At 62.8% G+C, this 16117-nt stretch carries 15 protein-coding genes and 1 pseudogene; 7 read left to right on the plus strand and 9 right to left on the minus strand.

The features are described 5' to 3' along the window. Window positions 1–47: 47 nt before the first annotated feature. Together ACTJKM_RS19090 and mnmD are read right to left on the minus strand one after the other, a co-directional pair. Complete coding sequence (locus tag ACTJKM_RS19090) at window positions 48–1634, minus strand: trimethylamine methyltransferase family protein (protein WP_058326510.1); 1587 nt, start codon at window positions 1632–1634, stop codon at window positions 48–50. Between the two features lie 251 nt (window positions 1635–1885). Further along, window positions 1886–2617, minus strand: a complete 732-nt coding sequence (gene mnmD / locus ACTJKM_RS19095) for a tRNA (5-methylaminomethyl-2-thiouridine)(34)-methyltransferase MnmD (protein WP_058326566.1) — start codon at window positions 2615–2617, stop codon at window positions 1886–1888. A gap of 39 nt (window positions 2618–2656) precedes the next feature. On the opposite strand from mnmD, the gene ACTJKM_RS19100 reads away from it, so the two are divergent. Then, window positions 2657–3799: an NAD(P)/FAD-dependent oxidoreductase gene (locus tag ACTJKM_RS19100; RefSeq protein ID WP_058326511.1), complete on the plus strand. Its 1143-nt coding sequence runs from the start codon at window positions 2657–2659 to the stop codon at window positions 3797–3799. Window positions 3800–3866: 67 nt separating this feature from the next. On the opposite strand, the pseudogene ACTJKM_RS19105 reads toward ACTJKM_RS19100, so the two are convergent. Beyond that, window positions 3867–4233: pseudogene (locus ACTJKM_RS19105) on the minus strand (PRC-barrel domain-containing protein). Window positions 4234–4503: 270 nt separating this feature from the next. Between ACTJKM_RS19105 and ACTJKM_RS19110 the strand changes: the two are divergent. Beyond that, on the plus strand, window positions 4504–5304 hold the full coding sequence (locus ACTJKM_RS19110) for a DUF1045 domain-containing protein (RefSeq protein ID WP_058326513.1): 801 nt from the start codon (window positions 4504–4506) through the stop codon (window positions 5302–5304). Here the strand turns inward: ACTJKM_RS19110 and ACTJKM_RS19115 are convergent. Then, window positions 5273–5761, minus strand: coding sequence for an NUDIX domain-containing protein (locus ACTJKM_RS19115; protein WP_058326514.1), 489 nt, complete (start codon window positions 5759–5761; stop codon window positions 5273–5275). The genes ACTJKM_RS19110 and ACTJKM_RS19115 overlap by 32 nt on opposite strands. A gap of 192 nt (window positions 5762–5953) precedes the next feature. Between ACTJKM_RS19115 and puuE the strand changes: the two genes are divergently transcribed. The 4 genes from puuE (at window position 5954) to uraH (ending at window position 8402) form a co-directional block, all read left to right on the plus strand. Continuing rightward, window positions 5954–6883, plus strand: a complete 930-nt coding sequence (gene puuE, locus ACTJKM_RS19120) for an allantoinase PuuE (RefSeq protein WP_057254309.1) — start codon at window positions 5954–5956, stop codon at window positions 6881–6883. Beyond that, window positions 6883–7386 carry a 2-oxo-4-hydroxy-4-carboxy-5-ureidoimidazoline decarboxylase gene (gene uraD / locus ACTJKM_RS19125; RefSeq protein ID WP_058326515.1) on the plus strand — a complete coding sequence of 168 codons (504 nt, stop codon included), beginning with the start codon at window positions 6883–6885 and terminating at the stop codon, window positions 7384–7386. Before puuE ends, uraD begins: the two co-directional genes overlap by 1 nt. A gap of 87 nt (window positions 7387–7473) precedes the next feature. Beyond that, on the plus strand, window positions 7474–7980 hold the full coding sequence (locus ACTJKM_RS19130) for an ureidoglycolate lyase (RefSeq protein WP_058326516.1): 507 nt from the start codon (window positions 7474–7476) through the stop codon (window positions 7978–7980). A 59-nt stretch (window positions 7981–8039) separates the two neighbouring features. After that, entirely contained in the window at window positions 8040–8402 is a 363-nt protein-coding gene (gene uraH, locus ACTJKM_RS19135) for a hydroxyisourate hydrolase (protein WP_058321179.1), read from the plus strand. A 218-nt stretch (window positions 8403–8620) separates the two neighbouring features. Here the strand turns inward: uraH and ACTJKM_RS19140 are convergent, their stop codons facing one another. From ACTJKM_RS19140 to ACTJKM_RS19155, 4 genes are all read right to left on the minus strand, one after another. Then, window positions 8621–9757: an alpha-hydroxy acid oxidase gene (locus ACTJKM_RS19140; RefSeq protein WP_057252982.1), complete on the minus strand. Its 1137-nt coding sequence runs from the start codon at window positions 9755–9757 to the stop codon at window positions 8621–8623. Window positions 9758–9872: 115 nt separating this feature from the next. Beyond that, complete coding sequence (gene guaD / locus ACTJKM_RS19145) at window positions 9873–11189, minus strand: guanine deaminase (RefSeq protein WP_058326517.1); 1317 nt, start codon at window positions 11187–11189, stop codon at window positions 9873–9875. Further along, entirely contained in the window at window positions 11186–12424 is a 1239-nt protein-coding gene (puuD, locus tag ACTJKM_RS19150) for a urate hydroxylase PuuD (RefSeq protein WP_057252985.1), read from the minus strand. Before puuD ends, guaD begins: the two co-directional genes overlap by 4 nt. A 73-nt stretch (window positions 12425–12497) precedes the next feature. Beyond that, a complete protein-coding gene (locus tag ACTJKM_RS19155; protein ID WP_057252987.1) occupies window positions 12498–13412 on the minus strand; it encodes a LysR substrate-binding domain-containing protein in 915 nt (304 codons plus the stop codon). A 29-nt stretch (window positions 13413–13441) separates the two neighbouring features. Between ACTJKM_RS19155 and ACTJKM_RS19160 the strand changes: the two genes are divergently transcribed. Then, window positions 13442–13762: a hypothetical protein gene (locus ACTJKM_RS19160; RefSeq protein ID WP_058321176.1), complete on the plus strand. Its 321-nt coding sequence runs from the start codon at window positions 13442–13444 to the stop codon at window positions 13760–13762. Between the two features lie 18 nt (window positions 13763–13780). Here ACTJKM_RS19160 and xdhB read toward each other — a convergent pair whose 3' ends face one another. Then, a complete protein-coding gene (gene xdhB, locus ACTJKM_RS19165) occupies window positions 13781–16117 on the minus strand; it encodes a xanthine dehydrogenase molybdopterin binding subunit (RefSeq protein ID WP_058326567.1) in 2337 nt (778 codons plus the stop codon).

Raw genomic sequence — 16117 nt, forward strand, 5'->3', positions numbered from 1 at the left:
CCTCCATACTAGCGGCTGCTCGTGCAATCAGCCATCGCGGCGCTCCGTCAGAAGTCCGTCGGGACGCCGCCCTCTGCCTTGCGTCTGGCGACAAAGGCATCAAGTTCCTCTTCGATCGCAGGATCGAGCGGCGGGCGCTCATATTCGTTGAGCTTCTGCTTGAAGATCCGGTTGGCATGATCGTACGTGGTCGGCCGTCCGGCTTCTGTCCAGGTCTCGAAGTTGCGCCAGTCGGAAAGGATGGGCGAATAGAAGGCGGTCTCGTAGCGCTGCAGCGTGTGCAGCGTGCCGAAGTAATGGCCGCCGGGGCCGACGTCGCGCACTGCATCGAGGCCGAGCGCATCCTCGCTGATATCGAGCGGCGTCAAATACTCCGCCACCATCTGCAGCATGTCGACGTCGAGAATGAACTTCTCGAAGGAGGCCGTGAGCCCGCCCTCGGTCCAGCCGGCGGCATGCATGACGAAGTTGCCGCCGCCCTGGGTCAGCGCCCAGAGCGACATGGCGGACTCGTAGGCGGCTTGAGCGTCGAGCGTGTTGGCGGCATTGGTGTTCGAGGTGCGGTAGGGGATGTTGTAGCGGCGGGCGAGCTGGCCGCCGGCGACCACCGCCTTCATGTATTCCGGCGTGCCGAAGGCGGGTGCGCCGGTCTTCATGTCGACGTTCGAGGTGAAACCGCCATACATGACAGGCGCGCCGCGCCTGATCATCTGGGTGAAGGCGATGCCGCAAAGTGCCTCGGCGTTCTGCTGGACCAGCGCGCCGGCGATCGTCACCGGTGCCATCGCGCCGGCCAATGTGAAGGGCGTGACCACCACCACCTGGTTGCGCGAGGACATCTCGATTATGCCCTGCAGCATCGGTCCGTCGAGGCGTAGCGGAGAGGAGGTGTTGATGATGGTGAACAGCGAAGGCTCGCGCTCCATCTGCTCCATGGAGATGCCGCGGCCGATGCGGGCGATCTCGATGCCGTCGGTGTTGCGCTGCTTCCCAAGCGAATAGGCGTGGAAGACCTTGTCGGTAAGCTTCACCATGTCGGAGAGGCAGTCGAGGTGGCGGACTGAGGCATGCAGATCGACCGGCTCGACCGGATAGCCGCCGGTCGTGTGCACGATGTCGTAGGACTGGGCGAGCTTTACCAGCTTGCGGAAGTCTTCATGGTTGCCGGTGCGGCGGCCGCCATCACGATCGGCGACGAAGGGCGCGCTGGCGATCTGGGCGAAGACGAGATTGTTGCCGCCGATCGCGACGTTGCGCGCCGGGTTGCGGGCGTGCATCGTGAAGGCCGGAGGCACGGAGGCGATCATGTCCATGATCAGCCCGCGGTCGAAGCGCACTCGGTCGGTGCCGGGCGTCACGTCGGCGCCGACGGCCTTCATCCGGTCGCGTGCTTCCGGCAGGATGATGTCCATGCCGATCTCTTCGAGGATGGTCAGCGACGCGTCATGGATCGCTTCGAGCGCATCTTCCGAAAGCACCGTGGACTTTGCCAGCGTATTGACAAGATTGAGATATTTTCCGCCTGTGGACTTGCGGGTCCGCTCAGCGCCGCGGCCACCTGGCCTGCGTCGCCGCTCCAGCGGGGTCGAGGCCGCATCACCGGTTGCTGCATCGGGAAACTGATCGTCGTTCATGAAGGACCCACCGTGTTGCCGATGGGGTTGTGTCGCAGATTCTCGGCGGCGATGGCCCGCCATTTGCGACAGTTCAGTTCTCTTGTGGAGTAAATCGTTTCCGCTGACGCATTTTCGCAGTGCGATGGCGCAACCGTTCAAGACACATCGAAATCGGGGCGGGGCGCCTACAGCGCCGCGCGTCTTATCAGACGCGCAAAGGTCGCTGTAGCACTTTGATTTTCTGCATGTCTCCTTAAATCGAGATCGATTTAAGGAGACATGCAGTAGGAGCGGTCGCCCCGCAGCATCTCGCGCTTGCCGGCGAAACCCTTGCGTTTTTCGACGACGAAACCGGCGGCCTGAAGATTGCGGCGGACGAAACCGGCGGCCGCATAGGTCGCGAAGCTGCCGCTGGGCGCGGTTTTTTCGAAGACGTGCCGCATCAGCTCTTCCGACCACATGTCGGGATTGCGCGAGGGGGCGAAACCGTCGAGATACCAGGCGTCGAACGGATGTTCGGTGCGGGCGACACCTTCGAGCGCCGCACCGCAGACGACCGTGAGGCTGACGCCGTCGCTAAAGTCGATGCGGAGGTCACCGTCGGGGTCTGCCGGCCAGCGGGAGACCAGGGCCAGCCGTTCCGCATCGATTTCCGGCCAGTGGCTGAGCGCGCGGGAAATCTCGTCGGCGGCCATGGGAAACCGCTCGAACGAGACGAAATGCAGGCGGTCGGCGGCGGTCGCGGTCATCTTCCACTGGCGCCATGTCTCGCAGAAATTGAGCCCAGTGCCGAAGCCCAGTTCGCCGATGCGGAAGGTGCCCACGCCGACCCAGCGATCCGGCAGGCCGTTGCCAGAAAGGAAGACGTGGCCGCATTCCAGCCGCCCATCGGTGCGGCAATAAAAGTGATCGCCAAACTCCCGGGAATAGGGCATATCGCCCTCGTGCCAATCAAGGTTTTGGTGCGCTGGCGGGTCGATCGGGTCTGCTGGTCCTGTCATGGCAAAGGCGATAATCCGCCGGCCGGAGAAGGTCAATCGATGAGCGAGCTTTTGGTCGTCGGCGGCGGCATCATGGGGCTGTGGGCCGCCCTTTCCGCCGCGCGCAAGGGCATGATTGTGCGGCTCGTCGAGCAACAGGCGATCGGTGCCGGCGCGAGCGGCGGCCTGCTGGGCGCGCTCATGCCGCATATGCCCGACCGCCGGAATGCCAAGAAACAATTCCAGTTCGAAGCGCTGGTGTCGCTAGAACAGGAGATCGCGCAGCTCGAAGCCGAGGCGGGGGTGTCGACCGGCTATCGCCGCACCGGGCGGCTGATGCCGCTCGCCAAGCCGCACTTACGCGACATTGCGCTCCGGCATGAGCAGGACGCGCGACAACAATGGCGCGCGGGCGACCGGCAATTCTTCTGGCATGTCCAGGAGGGCGGCCCGGAGGGTTGGCCAGGCACGGAGGCAACGGCGCATGGCGTCGTTTTCGATACGCTCGCCGCGCGGGTGTCGCCGCGCCGCACGCTGTCGGCCCTGCGTGCCGCCTTGTTGCAGTTGCAGAATGTTCAGATCGATGAAGGCTCGGGCGTGCGCGCCATCCTTCCGGCGCACGGCAGGGCCGAGCGTGACGATGGCAGCCGGCTCAGCTTCGACCATTGCATCATCGCTGCCGGCATCGGCAGTTTCCCGCTGATCGATGCCGTGTCGGGGCCGCTGAAAGCGACGAGCGGCACGGCCGTCAAGGGCCAGGCCGCGCTCTTGAAGGCGGATGTCGATCCAGGCCTGCCGGTTATTTTCACCGACGGCGTCTACATCATCGCTCATGACGATGGCCATGTGGCGATCGGCAGCACCAGCGAGAACAGCTTTGCCGATCCACTGTCCACGGACGAACAACTCGACGATCTCCTTCGACGCGCCACGTTGCTGGCGCCGCGTCTGGCGGATGCGGAGGTGGTCGAGCGTTGGGCCGGGCTCAGGCCAAAGTCGGCGGGGCGCGAACCCATGGTCGGGCGGCACCCTGACCATTCGAACATTTCCGTGCTGACCGGCGGCTTCAAGGTGAGCTTCGGGATTGCGCATCAGCTGGCGCGCTTCGTTGTCGACGAGATCGCCGGTCTCCCGACGCTCGATCTGCCGGAATCCTTCCTGTGCCGGAACCACATCGCGGCGCTTCGCGAGAAGCATCTCTAGGCTTGGGCATGGGAAGGGCCCCGCCGCAGGCGGAGCCTCACATATTCGGACATTCGAAAGTTCGACCTTACATCCAGTAGGGTGGCACGCCGTAGTAGTCGTAGACGCGACGGCCGTTTTCCTCGTTCCAGTTTCGGCGCGCGCTCGACCTGATCGCGCGTAACGTCGGTGCGATAGCCGCCGAGGTTTTCGTCATAGGTCAACTTCGCCCAGGGCAGCGGATAGTGGTCTTCGCCAAGGCCAAGGAAGCCGCCGAAACCGAGCACGGCGTAGGCAACGCGACCGCTGCGTTTTTCGATGATCACGCGCTCGATCGAGCCGATGTGCTTGTTGTCGGAGCCATAGACCTTCGTGCCTTCAACCTTGTCGCTCGCGATCAGGTCATGGGTTTCCTTGATCCGGGCATCCTGCAGGTTTGCGTTGTGATAGCTCACGCTTCTTCTCCATCCTTGATTGTTACCTTGAGTGAACGGCCGTTGGGCCGGATGGTTCCGAAAATCTGGTGCGCAAACCGGTGGGATCGCGTGGTTTTGCACGATCCACTTCGTCAATCTGTCACGCAAATCACCTAAGACGCGGCCAATAGATCACGAAGATCCCGGGTCGGATCGATACTCATAAGCGTGATCGATCTCATTGGAGCGGGGCGGAAAACCGCAGGCACTTTTCCTCGTCCCGCTCGACACGGATAACCGGAGCCAGACATGCGCTACGCCATTTGTTTTACGCCGCCGATGGCCGACTCGCTTTCCGCGGTCGCCGCAAGCTGGCTTGGGCGCAACGTCTATTCCGGCGAACCGACGGAGCTGCCTTCGGTTGCGGGCCTGAGTTCTGCCGACATCGCCTACCATACGGCCGTACCGCGCCGCTTCGGTTTCCATGCGGTGATGATGTCGCCGTTTCGTCTGCATCCGGATATGACGGAATCACAACTCCTGAAGGCGCTGATGCATTTTGCCGGCGCGCAGACACCGTTCGAAATCGATCGCCTGGAGGTCGCCCGCATCGGCCGGTGCTTCGGACTGATGCCGCAGGTCCCGAGCACCGTGATGCATCTGCTGGCAGCCAATATCGTTCAGGAGTTCGATGCTTTTCGTGCGCCGCTCAGTGAAGACGAGATCGAGCGCTCCGATCCGGATCGGTTGTCCGCACCGCAGTTTTCCAATCTGCATCGCTGGGGCGATCCTCATGTGATGGACGAGTACCGCTTCCACATGATGTTGACTGGCCCGCTGGCGTCGGATGCGCTGCGCCAGGTCGAGGCGCCGCTTCGTGACCTGTTCGAGCCATGCCTGTCGACGCCGCTTGCCATCGGCAGTCTTGCCCTGTTCGTCGAGCAGGAGACCGGCGCGCCCCTGCGTGTACATTCGCAGCACCCGCTCGGCAAGATCTCTACGAATGCGCGCGCCGAACGCGCCAAACGCGTTGCCGCCGATCCCTCTGTTGGTTCGGGATCGATCCGGCCCTTGCCGCTCATCGTCGCGGCATTGATGGCGCATCGCTAGACCTGTCGCCATTGGAGTTGTCTCCAAACAGGAGCGCAATTGGATAAGGCAAGCCCAGTGGCGGCATGTGCGCTTGCGAGAAGTAGCGCAGCGACTTTGTTTCCCCGTCGGTGATCGCGGTCTGACAGCCGATGATCCGGCACCTAAACAGGGTAACCACGTATTCGACACGGTCGCCGTTCGGGTAGGTGTGCCGAAACTCTTTCCCGCCGAAGACGCCTAGGATCGTTTCGATCGAGACCGGATAGCCCGTTTCTTCCATCACCTCCCGGACCAAGGCTTCCGCCGGCATTTCACCTGGTTCGATTGCGCCTGCCGGCAAACTCCAGCCTTCGCCGCTTGTTTTCTCCTGCAGCAGAATCCGGCCATCGGAATCAAGTATGGCGGCTGCCACCGACGGACAAAGGAGAAGGCTGGTGCCGATTTTCTCGCGAAGCGTTTGAATGTAGGATTTCATCTCAACGAGGCCGCTCGATTTGTCGATCCATTTAACGTCGTTTCAGATAATCCCTCAACCTGGGCTTGAGTCGAGCTTTTCTGGCGATTTCAGCCCAGATCCTGACGATATCGCTGCCTCGCCTCACGTCATTTCGGTATCGACAATCCGGTCGGCGGTGATACCGTTCTGGAAAAATCGAAGGGTGATTTGATGTCTGAGACTAAGTATCCGCGCGACCTCGTTGGCTACGGCCGCAATCCGCCGAAGGCAAACTGGCCGGGCGATGCGCGCATTGCCGTGCAGTTCGTGCTGAACTACGAGGAGGGCGGCGAGAGCTGCATTCTCGATGGCGACGCGGCGTCCGAATGTCTGCTGTCCGAGATCGTCGGCGCGCAGCCCTGGCAGGGACAGCGTAATCTCAACATGGAATCGATCTACGAATATGGCGCACGCTCCGGTTTCTGGCGGCTGTGGCGCATGTTCACGAGCCGTAACGTTCCGCTGACGGTCTACGGCGTGACGCTCGCCATGGCGCGCAATCCGGAAGCGGTTGCGGCCATGAAGGAAGCCGGCTGGGAAATCGCCAGCCACGGCCTGCGCTGGCTGGAATACAAGGATTTTCCGGAGGAGGTCGAGCGCGAGCATATCCGCGAAGTCGTCCGTCTGCATACGGAACTGACCGGCGAGCGCCCGCTCGGCATCTACCAGGGCAAGCCTTCGGCCAATACGCTGAAGCTGGTGCTGGAGGAGGGCGGCTTCCTCTATTCCTGCGACAGCTACGCCGACGAACTGCCCTATTGGGTGCCGGGGCTGCCGGCCGACAAGCCGCATCTGATCATCCCCTATACGCTCGATGCCAACGACATGCGTTTTGCCACCAACCAGGGCTTCAACTCCGGCGACCAGTTCTTCACCTATCTCAAGGACAGCTTCGACGTGCTCTATGAGGAAGGCCGTCAGGGCGATGCCAAGATGATGAACATCGGTCTGCACTGCCGGCTCGTCGGCCGCCCTGGCCGCGCCGCAGCCCTTGCCCGGTTCATCGATTACGTGATGTCGCACGATAAGGTCTGGGTGCCCAGGCGCATCGACATCGCCAACCACTGGTACCAGCACCACAAGCCGGAAGGGACGCTCTGATGTCCGACCGCGACGCCTTCGTCGCCCGTTTCGGCGGCGTGTTCGAGCATTCGCCCTGGGTGGCCGAACGCGCTTACGATCGCGCCGCGGCGGCGGGTTTGATGGCGGGCAACGTGCATTCGGCGCTCTGCCAGGCTTTTCGTGCGGCGTTGCCGCGCGAAAAGCTGCAAGTGCTGCGCGCCCACCCGGATCTCGCCGGAAAGCTGGCGATCGCGGGCAAGCTTACGGCAGACTCGACCGCCGAGCAGGCGTCTGCTGGCCTCGATCGGTTGACGCCCGAGGAACATCAGCGCTTCACGGCGCTGAACGATGCCTACACGAAGAAATTCGGCTTCCCCTTCATCATCGCCGTGAAGGGGCTCACCAAGGGTCAGATTCTCGCCTCCTTCGAAAGCCGCATTGACAATTCGCCCGAAGAGGAATTTGAAACCGCTTGCGCGCAGGTGGAGAAAATCGCCCGCCTGCGGCTGCAGTCGATGCTTCTTGGAGACGAAAATGCCTGACAAAACCGTTCGATACGCGTCCTCGCACATGGGGGAGGCCATCGAACCGGACTTCGCACGCGCGCCAATGCAGGAGGTTAACGCCTGATGTCGCGCCTGCTTACGATCGAACCGCTGACGCGCGACGCCTTTGCACCCTTCGGAACCATCATCGAAGCCGATCCGGCGACGATGCGCTACATCAACGGCGGCAACACGGAACGTTTCCACGGGCTGGCGCGCGCCGATGTGATCGGCGACGGCGCCAATGTCATCATCAACATCTTCCGCGGTCAGCCCCGCGCTTTTCCCTATGCGGTGACGATGATGGAGCGCCACCCTCTCGGCAGCCAGAGCTTTTCACCGCTCGACGATCGCCCCTGGCTCGTCGTCGTCGCCGAAGACGAGGACGGGCGTCCGGGCACGCCGCGGGTATTCCAAGCGAGCGGCAAGCAAGGAGTCAATTACGGCCGCAACGTCTGGCATCACCCGCTGATGTCGATCGGCGCCGTCAGCGATTTCCTGATCGTCGATCGCGATGGGCCGGGCAACAATCTTGAGGAATACTTCTACGACGAGCCCTTCGTCATTGAGAGCCCCAATCTGGCGGTATGAGGAAATCGTGTGCGGTCTTCCGCGCCCATCCCGTGCCAACTGATGAATGAGAGGATAGGATGAGCAGCACCGGCAGACTGACGACCCACGTTCTCGACACCGCGCTCGGCAAGCCGGCCGAGGGGCTGCGCATCGATCTCTACTGGCTCGAAGGCGAGGAGCGGCAGTTGATCCGCACCGTTCATACCAACAGCGACGGGCGCGTCGACGGGCCGATGGTCGAAGGCGTCGGCTTCATGGTCGGCAATTACGAGCTGGTCTTTTATGCCGGCGACTATCTGCGCCGGTCAGGCGCGACGCTGCCGGAACCGGCCTTCCTCGACCGCATCCCATTGCGCTTCGGCATCGCCGATCCGGCGAGCCACTATCACGTGCCGCTGCTGCTTTCGCCCTATGGGTACTCGACCTATCGGGGGAGCTGAGGCGTAAGGGGTCTTGCGCTCGCTTCGCGTTTTGCCGAAAGGGTCACTCCAAGCTCCCTCATCCTCGCCCTTGTGGCGGGGATCCAGCGACCCGAAGTCTGTCGGGTCAAAAGACCTTTCAGCCCAAGGACTTGGGCTGGTCCCGCAGTTCCATCGGAACTGCTAGAGATTCCTGTGACAAGCACAGGAATGAGGGCGGGAGTGGCTGATGCCGTGGCCTATTCCGCCAGGATGCTGCGGTCGACGTCGTTGATGTTGCGTTTGCCGCAGAGCGCCATGGTGATGTCCATCTCCTTGCGGATGATTTCCAACGCCTTGGTCACCCCGTCCTTGCCCATGGCGCCGAGGCCATAGAGGAAGGGGCGGCCGATATAGGTGCCCTTGGCGCCCATGGCGACGGCCTTCAGCACATCCTGGCCGGAGCGGATGCCGCCGTCGAGATGCACTTCGATCTGGTGGCCAACCGCATCGACGATGCGCGGCAGCATGCTGATGGAGGAGTGGGCGCCGTCGAGCTGGCGGCCGCCATGGTTGGAGACGATAATCGCATCGGCACCGGTCGCCGCCGCCATCTTGGCGTCTTCGGGATCGAGAATGCCCTTGAGGATCAGCGGTCCGCCCCAACGCTCCTTGATCCACTCGACGTCCTTCCACGAAAGCTGCGGGTCGAACTGTTCCGCCGTCCAGGCGCCGAGCGAAGAAAGATCGGTAACGCTCTTTGCGTGGCCGACGATGTTGCGGAAGGTGCGGCGCTTGGTGCCGAGCATCTTCATGCACCAGCCGGGGCGCGTCGCCATCTGCCAGAGATGCTTCGGCGTCATCTTCGGCGGCGCGGAGAGGCCGTTGCGCAGGTCCTTGTGACGCTGGCCGAGGATCTGCAGGTCGAGCGTCAGCACCAGCGCCGAGCACTTCGCCGCCTTGGCGCGGTCGATAAGGTTCAGCACGAATTCGCGCTCGCGCATGACGTAAAGCTGGAACCAGAAGGGCTTGGTGGTGACCGAGGCGACGTCCTCGATCGAGCAGATGCTCATGGTCGAGAGCGTGAAGGGGACACCAAAGGCTTCGGCGGCCTGGGCCGCCAGCATCTCGCCATCGGCGTGTTGCATGCCGGTGAGGCCGGTTGGGGCAAGCGCCACCGGCATCGAAACCTTTTGACCGATCATCGTCGTTTCGAGCGACCGGTCGGTCATGTCGACCAGCACCCGCTGGCGCAACTTGACCTTGGCGAAATCCTCCTCATTGGCGCGATAGGTGCCTTCGGTCCAGGCGCCGCTGTCGGCGTAGTCGAAGAAGAGCTTCGGCACGCGACGTTTGGCGAGCGCCTTGAGATCGCTAATTTCGAGGATTTGCGTCATGAAAACGGCCTTCGTCCAACGGAGATTGAACGAGCCATTACCATGTTTGCCGGAGGCTTGTTAATAGCCAGAACGCAGAGAGGTCAATTTTTTTGACCTCTCTGGATTTGCGCGGTCACGCGGCGGCGAGTGCCGATTTCGCCGGCTTGCCGGCGACATAGGTTTCGACGATCGCGCGGTCGTCGCCCATGGTCTGCAGCAGGAAGAGTTCGTCGGCGAGCGAATTGACCACTTCGGCCCGAAGCGCCATTGCCGGCGTCGCCGCCGTGTCGAGCACGATGAAGTCGGCATCGGTTCCGGCTTCGAGCGTGCCGATCCTGTCGACGAGCGAGAGCGCCTCGGCATTGCCGCGGGTCATCATGAAGAAGCTGTCGAAGGGGTTCAGCCGCTCGCCCTGCAACTGCAGGATCTTGTAGGCCTCATCGAGCGTCTTCAGCATGGAATAGCTGGTGCCGCCGCCGATATCGGAGGCGACCGAGGCGCGCACCGGCTTGTCCCTGCGGGTAAGCGCCCGCAGCGGAAAGAGGCCGGAGCCGAGGAAGAGGTTGGAGGTCGGGCAGAAGACGGCGACCGAGCCGGTCTCGCTCATGACATCCGCCTCGCGCTCGGACAGATGGATGCAGTGGCCGAACAGGCTTTTCGGCCCGAGCAGGCCGTAGCGGGCGTAGACGTCGGTATAGTCCTTGGCTTCCGGATAGAGCTCGCAGGTGAAGGTGATCTCGTCGCGATTTTCCGACAGATGGGTCTGTACGTGCAGGTCGGGAAACTCGCGTACGAGCGACTTGGCAACGTCCATCTGCTCCGGCGTCGAAGTGATGGCGAAGCGCGGCGTGATCGCCACGTGGTTGCGGCCCTTGCCGTGCCATTCGCGGATCACCGCGCGGGTTTCGTCGTAGCCCATCTGCGGCGTGTCGAGCAGGCCTTGCGGGGCGTTGCGGTCCATCATCACCTTGCCGGCGACCATGCGCATGTCGCGGCGCAGCGCCTCGGCGAAGAAAGCGTCGGCGGACGCCTTGTGCACCGAGCAATAGGCCGTCGCCGTCGTCGTGCCATGGCGGACCATCTCGTCGAAGAAGCGCTTCGCAATCCGCTCGGCATGGGCGGTTTCGACGAAACGGCACTCCTCCGGGAAGGTGTAGGTGTTCAGCCATTCGAGCAGGTTGGCGGCATAGGAGGCCATCACCTGCATCTGCGGGAAATGCAGGTGCGTGTCGATGAAGCCGGGCACGATCAGGTGCGGGCGATGATCGATTTCCGCCACACCTTCAGGAGCGTCTGCCTTCACCGCGGCGTAAGCGCCACTCGCAAGGATCTGGCCACCCTCGACCAGAAGTGCGCCGTCGCTCTCATAGCCATAGGCGGCGCTGTCGTCGATCGACGTTGGCGCGCGGTGGAAGCTCAGCAGTCGGCCGCGGATGAGGGTGGTGGTCATTGTGTCTTGCCTTCCTCGACGGCACTTTCGAACCAGGCTGTCAGCAACTGGCGCTCGTCCGTCGTCATGTCCGTTACATTTCCGGGCGGCATCGCATGGCTGCGCCCGGCCTGGATATAGATTTCGCGGGCATGTGCGGCAATCTCCGCGTCGCTTTCCAGCACAACGCCCTTCGGCGCCTGGGTGATGCCCTCATAAACCGGCTCGGCCGCATGGCACATGGAACAACGGGTCGAGACCGTGTCCTTGACGGCGGGGAAGTGCGCGTTCGCGGCGAAGCGCGAAAAGACCGGTGCGACCTCGGCCTTCTCGCCGCCGGTCAGCACCTTCGGCACGGTCGAAAGCCACATGATCAGGATGAAGAGAAGCGCCGTGACGAGCCAGGTCCAGGTTGGCTTGCCCTTGCGGGCATGGGTGGTGTTGAACCAGTGGCGAATGGTGACGCCCATCAGGAAGACGAGTGCGGCGATGATCCAGTTGAAAGCCGTCGCGAAGGCCAGCGGATAGTGGTTCGACAGCATGAAGAAGATGACCGGCAGCGTCAGATAGTTGTTGTGGAGCGAGCGCTGTTTCGCCTGGGCGCCGAGCTTCGGGTCCGGCGTGCGCCCGGCTATGAGGTCAGCGACGACGATCTTCTGGTTGGGGATGATGATGAAGAAGACGTTGGCCGACATGATCGTCGCGGTAAACGCGCCAAGATGCAGGAAGGCGGCGCGGCCGGTGAAGACCTGGGTGTAGCCCCAGGCCATGACGACGAGCGCCACATAGAGCAGCGCCATCAGCCCCCAGGTGTTGCCCCCGATCGGCGACTTGCAGAGCAGATCGTAGAAGATCCAGCCGATGCCGAGCGAGGCAAGCGAGATCAGGATCGCTGTGGTTGCGGAGATATCAAGCACATGGCGGTCGATCAGGAAAAGATCGGCGCCGCCGTAATAGACGAGACAGAGCATGGCGAAGCCCGAGAGCCACGTCATGTAGGATTCCCATTTGAACCAGGTGAGATGCTCAGGCATCGAGGCCGGCGCCACCAGGTATTTCTGGATGTGGTAGAAGCCGCCGCCATGCACCTGCCACTCCTCGCCATAGGCGCCGACCGGCAGGTGGTCGCGCTTCGTGAGGCCGAGGTCGAGCGCGATGAAATAGAAGGATGAGCCGATCCAGGCGATGGCCGTGATCACGTGCAGCCAGCGGACGGCAAAGGCCAGCCATTCCCAGGCAATGGCGAACTCGTACATTCAGATCCCCTTTTGTCTCTATCGCTGCACCTTGCGCAAAAACGACGGAGGGGAAAAGGGGGCAGGGCTCTCGTCAAGCGCTATTTGCGTGCAGGAAGCTCGGCGGACAAAGCTCGCCGAGGATCCAGTCGCGGAAAATCCGGATCTTGGGCGTGTTGCGGCGCGCGTGCGGATAGGCAAGCCAGTAGTCGCAGCCGTCGCTGCAGCGCAGATCGAACGGCTGGTAGAGCCGGCCGAGCGCCACGTCGTCGGGGTAAAATTCCGGCGTCAGGATGGCGACACCCTGGCCGGCGACGGCTGCGCGTGCCTCGAAGGTCTGTGCGCCAAGCCGGCTGTGCGGCCGTCCCTCGAGATCGGGATCGTCGACCCCGGCCGCCTTGAACCACATCGGCCACCAGGGATCGCCGGCATCGATGATGCGAAGCTTCAAGAGGTCACGTGGTTCGTGTACGCCGCCGATGGTCTCGGCGAGCGCCGGGCTCAGCATCGGGCTGAACTCGACGCGCATGAGCGGATGGGTGTCGAGGCCGGGCCAGACGCCCCCGCCGGAGCGGATCGCGAGGTCCGCGGGCTCGCGGCTAAAATCGGTGAGCGAGTCGCTCGTCGTCAGCCGCACGGCGATGTTGGGATGGGCAAGCTGGAAGCTGCCGATGTTGCGGGCAAGCCATTGCGAGGCGAAGGTCGGGGTCGAACTGATGAGGAGCGCGCTGTCGATATCGCCGCGGGCATTGGAGACGGCTTCCTGCAGCATCTCGAAGGCTTCGGTCACACGCGGTGCCAGCCGCTGGCCGACGTCGGTCAGCGAGATCTGACGCGGGCGCCGCAGGAAAAGCGGTTCGCCGACATTCTCCTCGATCAACTTGATCTGGTAGCTGACGGCGGTCTGGGTCATGCCCAGTTCTTCGCCGGCCTTGGTGAAACTGCCGAGCCTGGCGACCGCTTCGAAGACCCGCAGCGCATTCAGCGGAAACTGCTTCGACATCTTCATGGATAAGTTCTCTTGATGCATGCAGACGGATGTTCGATTGGATTTCGATCCTCCTCCACGGCATCCTCCAAGTCAACTTCCCAAGACGAACAGGTGCTGAAATGAGTTGCGACACATTCGAACGTACTGAAAGAAAACCATTTCTTTCAATCGAGCCGGTCATACGGCTCACGGCTGCCCTGTTCGGCGGCCTCGTTGCCCCCAAGCCGATGCTGGATGTCAACGCTCTCTCCGACCACATGAAGAGAGATATGGGTTTCATGGATGTCCATAGCCCGCATAGCGACGACGAGGAGGCGATGGCCAACGCCCGTCGCCTGCTCAGCATCAATGAGTTGCCGCGGATTTGAGGCAAATCTTGATGGCCGTCAGCGATCTCGCAGACGCTCGACGGCCATCAGCACACGCTCCGGTGTTGCCGGGGCATCGAGCCGCGGGCACTCGCGATAATCCGCGACACTGGCGACTGCCATGGAAAGCGCCTCCAGAACCGAGATCGGCAGCATGAAGGGCGGCTCTCCTACCGCCTTGGAGCGGCCGATGGTCTTCTCGGTATTGCTCGACCATTCGGCGAGCTTCACATTGAAGATCTTCGGCCGGTCGGAAGCGAGCGGGATCTTGTAGGTGGAGGGGGCGTGGGTGCGAAGCCGGCCCTTGTCGTCCCACCACAGTTCCTCCGTCGTTAGCCAGCCCATCCCTTGCACGAAGCCGCCCTCGATCTGGCCGATGTCGATCGCCGGGTTCAACGAACGGCCGACATCGTGCAGCAAGTCGACACGGTCGACCATGTATTCGCCGGTCAGCGTATCGACAGACACTTCCGAAACCGAAGCGCCATAGGCGAAATAGTAGAAGGGTGTGCCGCGGCCGCTGGCACGGTCCCAGTGGATCTTCGGCGTCTTGTAATAGCCGGCCGCCGACAGCTGGATGCGGCCCATATAGGCCTGCTTGATGAATTCGGGGAAAGGCACCAGCTCTTCACCGATCTTCACATGGTTGGGCACGAAGCTGACATGATCAGGCGTCGTCTGCCAGCGCTCGCAGGCGAAGGCGACCAGCCGCTCCTTGATCTGGCGCGCGGCGTCATGAGCCGCCATGCCGTTCAAGTCCGAGCCCGAGGAGGCGGCGGTCGCAGAGGTGTTCGGCACCTTGCCGGTGGTTGTCGCGGTGATGCGCACCCGGTCGAGGTCGACCTGGAAACTGTCGGCGATCACCTGCGCCACCTTGATGTAGAGGCCCTGGCCCATTTCGGTGCCGCCATGGTTCAGGTGGATCGAGCCGTCCTGGTAGATGTGCACCAGAGCCCCCGCCTGATTGAAGGCGGTCATGGTGAAGGAGATGCCGAACTTCACTGGCGTTAGCGCGATGCCCTTGCGGATGATGCGGCTCGTCTTGTTGAAGTCGAGGATTGCCTGACGGCGTGCCTGATAGTCGGCGCTCTCCTCAAGCTCGGCGACGATGCGGGCAATGATGTTGTCTTCGACCTTCTGGTGGTAGGGCGTGACGTCCCGGCCCGAGCCGCTCTCGCCATAGAAGTTCAGCTTGCGGATTTCGAGCGGATCCTTGCCGAGCTGGTAGGCGATTTCCTCGAGGATGCGTTCGCCGCCGAGCATGCCTTGAGGCCCGCCGAAACCGCGATAGGCGGTGTTCGAGACCGTGTTGGTCTTCAGCGGCTGCGAGGTGAGCTTCACATGTGGGTAGAAATAGGAGCTGTCGGCATGGAAGAGTGCCCGGTCGGTGACGGGGCCGGAGAGGTCCGACGAAAAGCCACAGCGCGCCGCATAGTTGGCATGAACCGCATGGATGCGGCCGTCGTCGTCGTAACCGACGTCGTAGTCGACGAGGAAGTCATGGCGCTTGCCGGTTGCCGTCATATCCTCGTCCCGGTCCGGGCGGAATTTCACGGCGCGGTTGAGCTTCTTCGCCGCAACCGCCGCAAGCGCTGCGAACTGATTCCCTTGCGTTTCCTTGCCTCCGAAGCCGCCGCCCATGCGGCGGACGTTCACCGTCACCGCATTTGAGGGCACGCCGAGCACATGCGAGACCATGTGCTGGATCTCGCTCGGATGCTGGGTCGAGGACCAGACGGTGACCTCGTCGTCCTCGCCGGGAATGGCGAGCGCGATATGGCCTTCGAGGTAGAAGTGCTCCTGGCCGCCGATGCGCATTTGCCCTTTGAGCCGGCGTGGGGCCTTTTCCAGCTCCGCCTCGGCGTCGCCGCGCTGCAGGGTCAGCGGCTGGGTGACCAGCTCGCCGCCATGGGCGACCGAGTCGAGGATGTCGGTGAAATGCGGAAGGTCGCGATAGGTGATATTCGCCAGCCGTGCGGCCCGGCGGGCGATGTCGCGGGTCTCGGCGATCACCGCAAAGGCGGGTTGCCCATGAAACTGCACGAGACCATCGGCAAGCACTGGCTCGTCATGCAGGTGGCTCGGGCTGATGTCGTTGGAATGCGGCATGTCCCTGGCGGTGAGCACGCAGACGACGCCGGGTACGGCGGCGACGGCCGAGAGGTCCATCGCGGTGATCTCCGCGTGCGCCCGGTCGGTCATGCCGAGTGCGCCATGCAACGTGCCCACGGGTTCCGGCATGTCGTCGATATAGTCGGCGGTGCCGGCGACATGCTTGTGGGCGCTGTCGTGGCGCTGCGCCGCGTGCATCTCGCCCCGGATTGCCTTGCGTTCCTCGAAGGTGGACTTGTCCAT

It is taken from the genome of Ensifer sp. 22460 (genome assembly GCF_052044935.1).
Lineage (GTDB): Bacteria > Pseudomonadota > Alphaproteobacteria > Rhizobiales > Rhizobiaceae > Ensifer.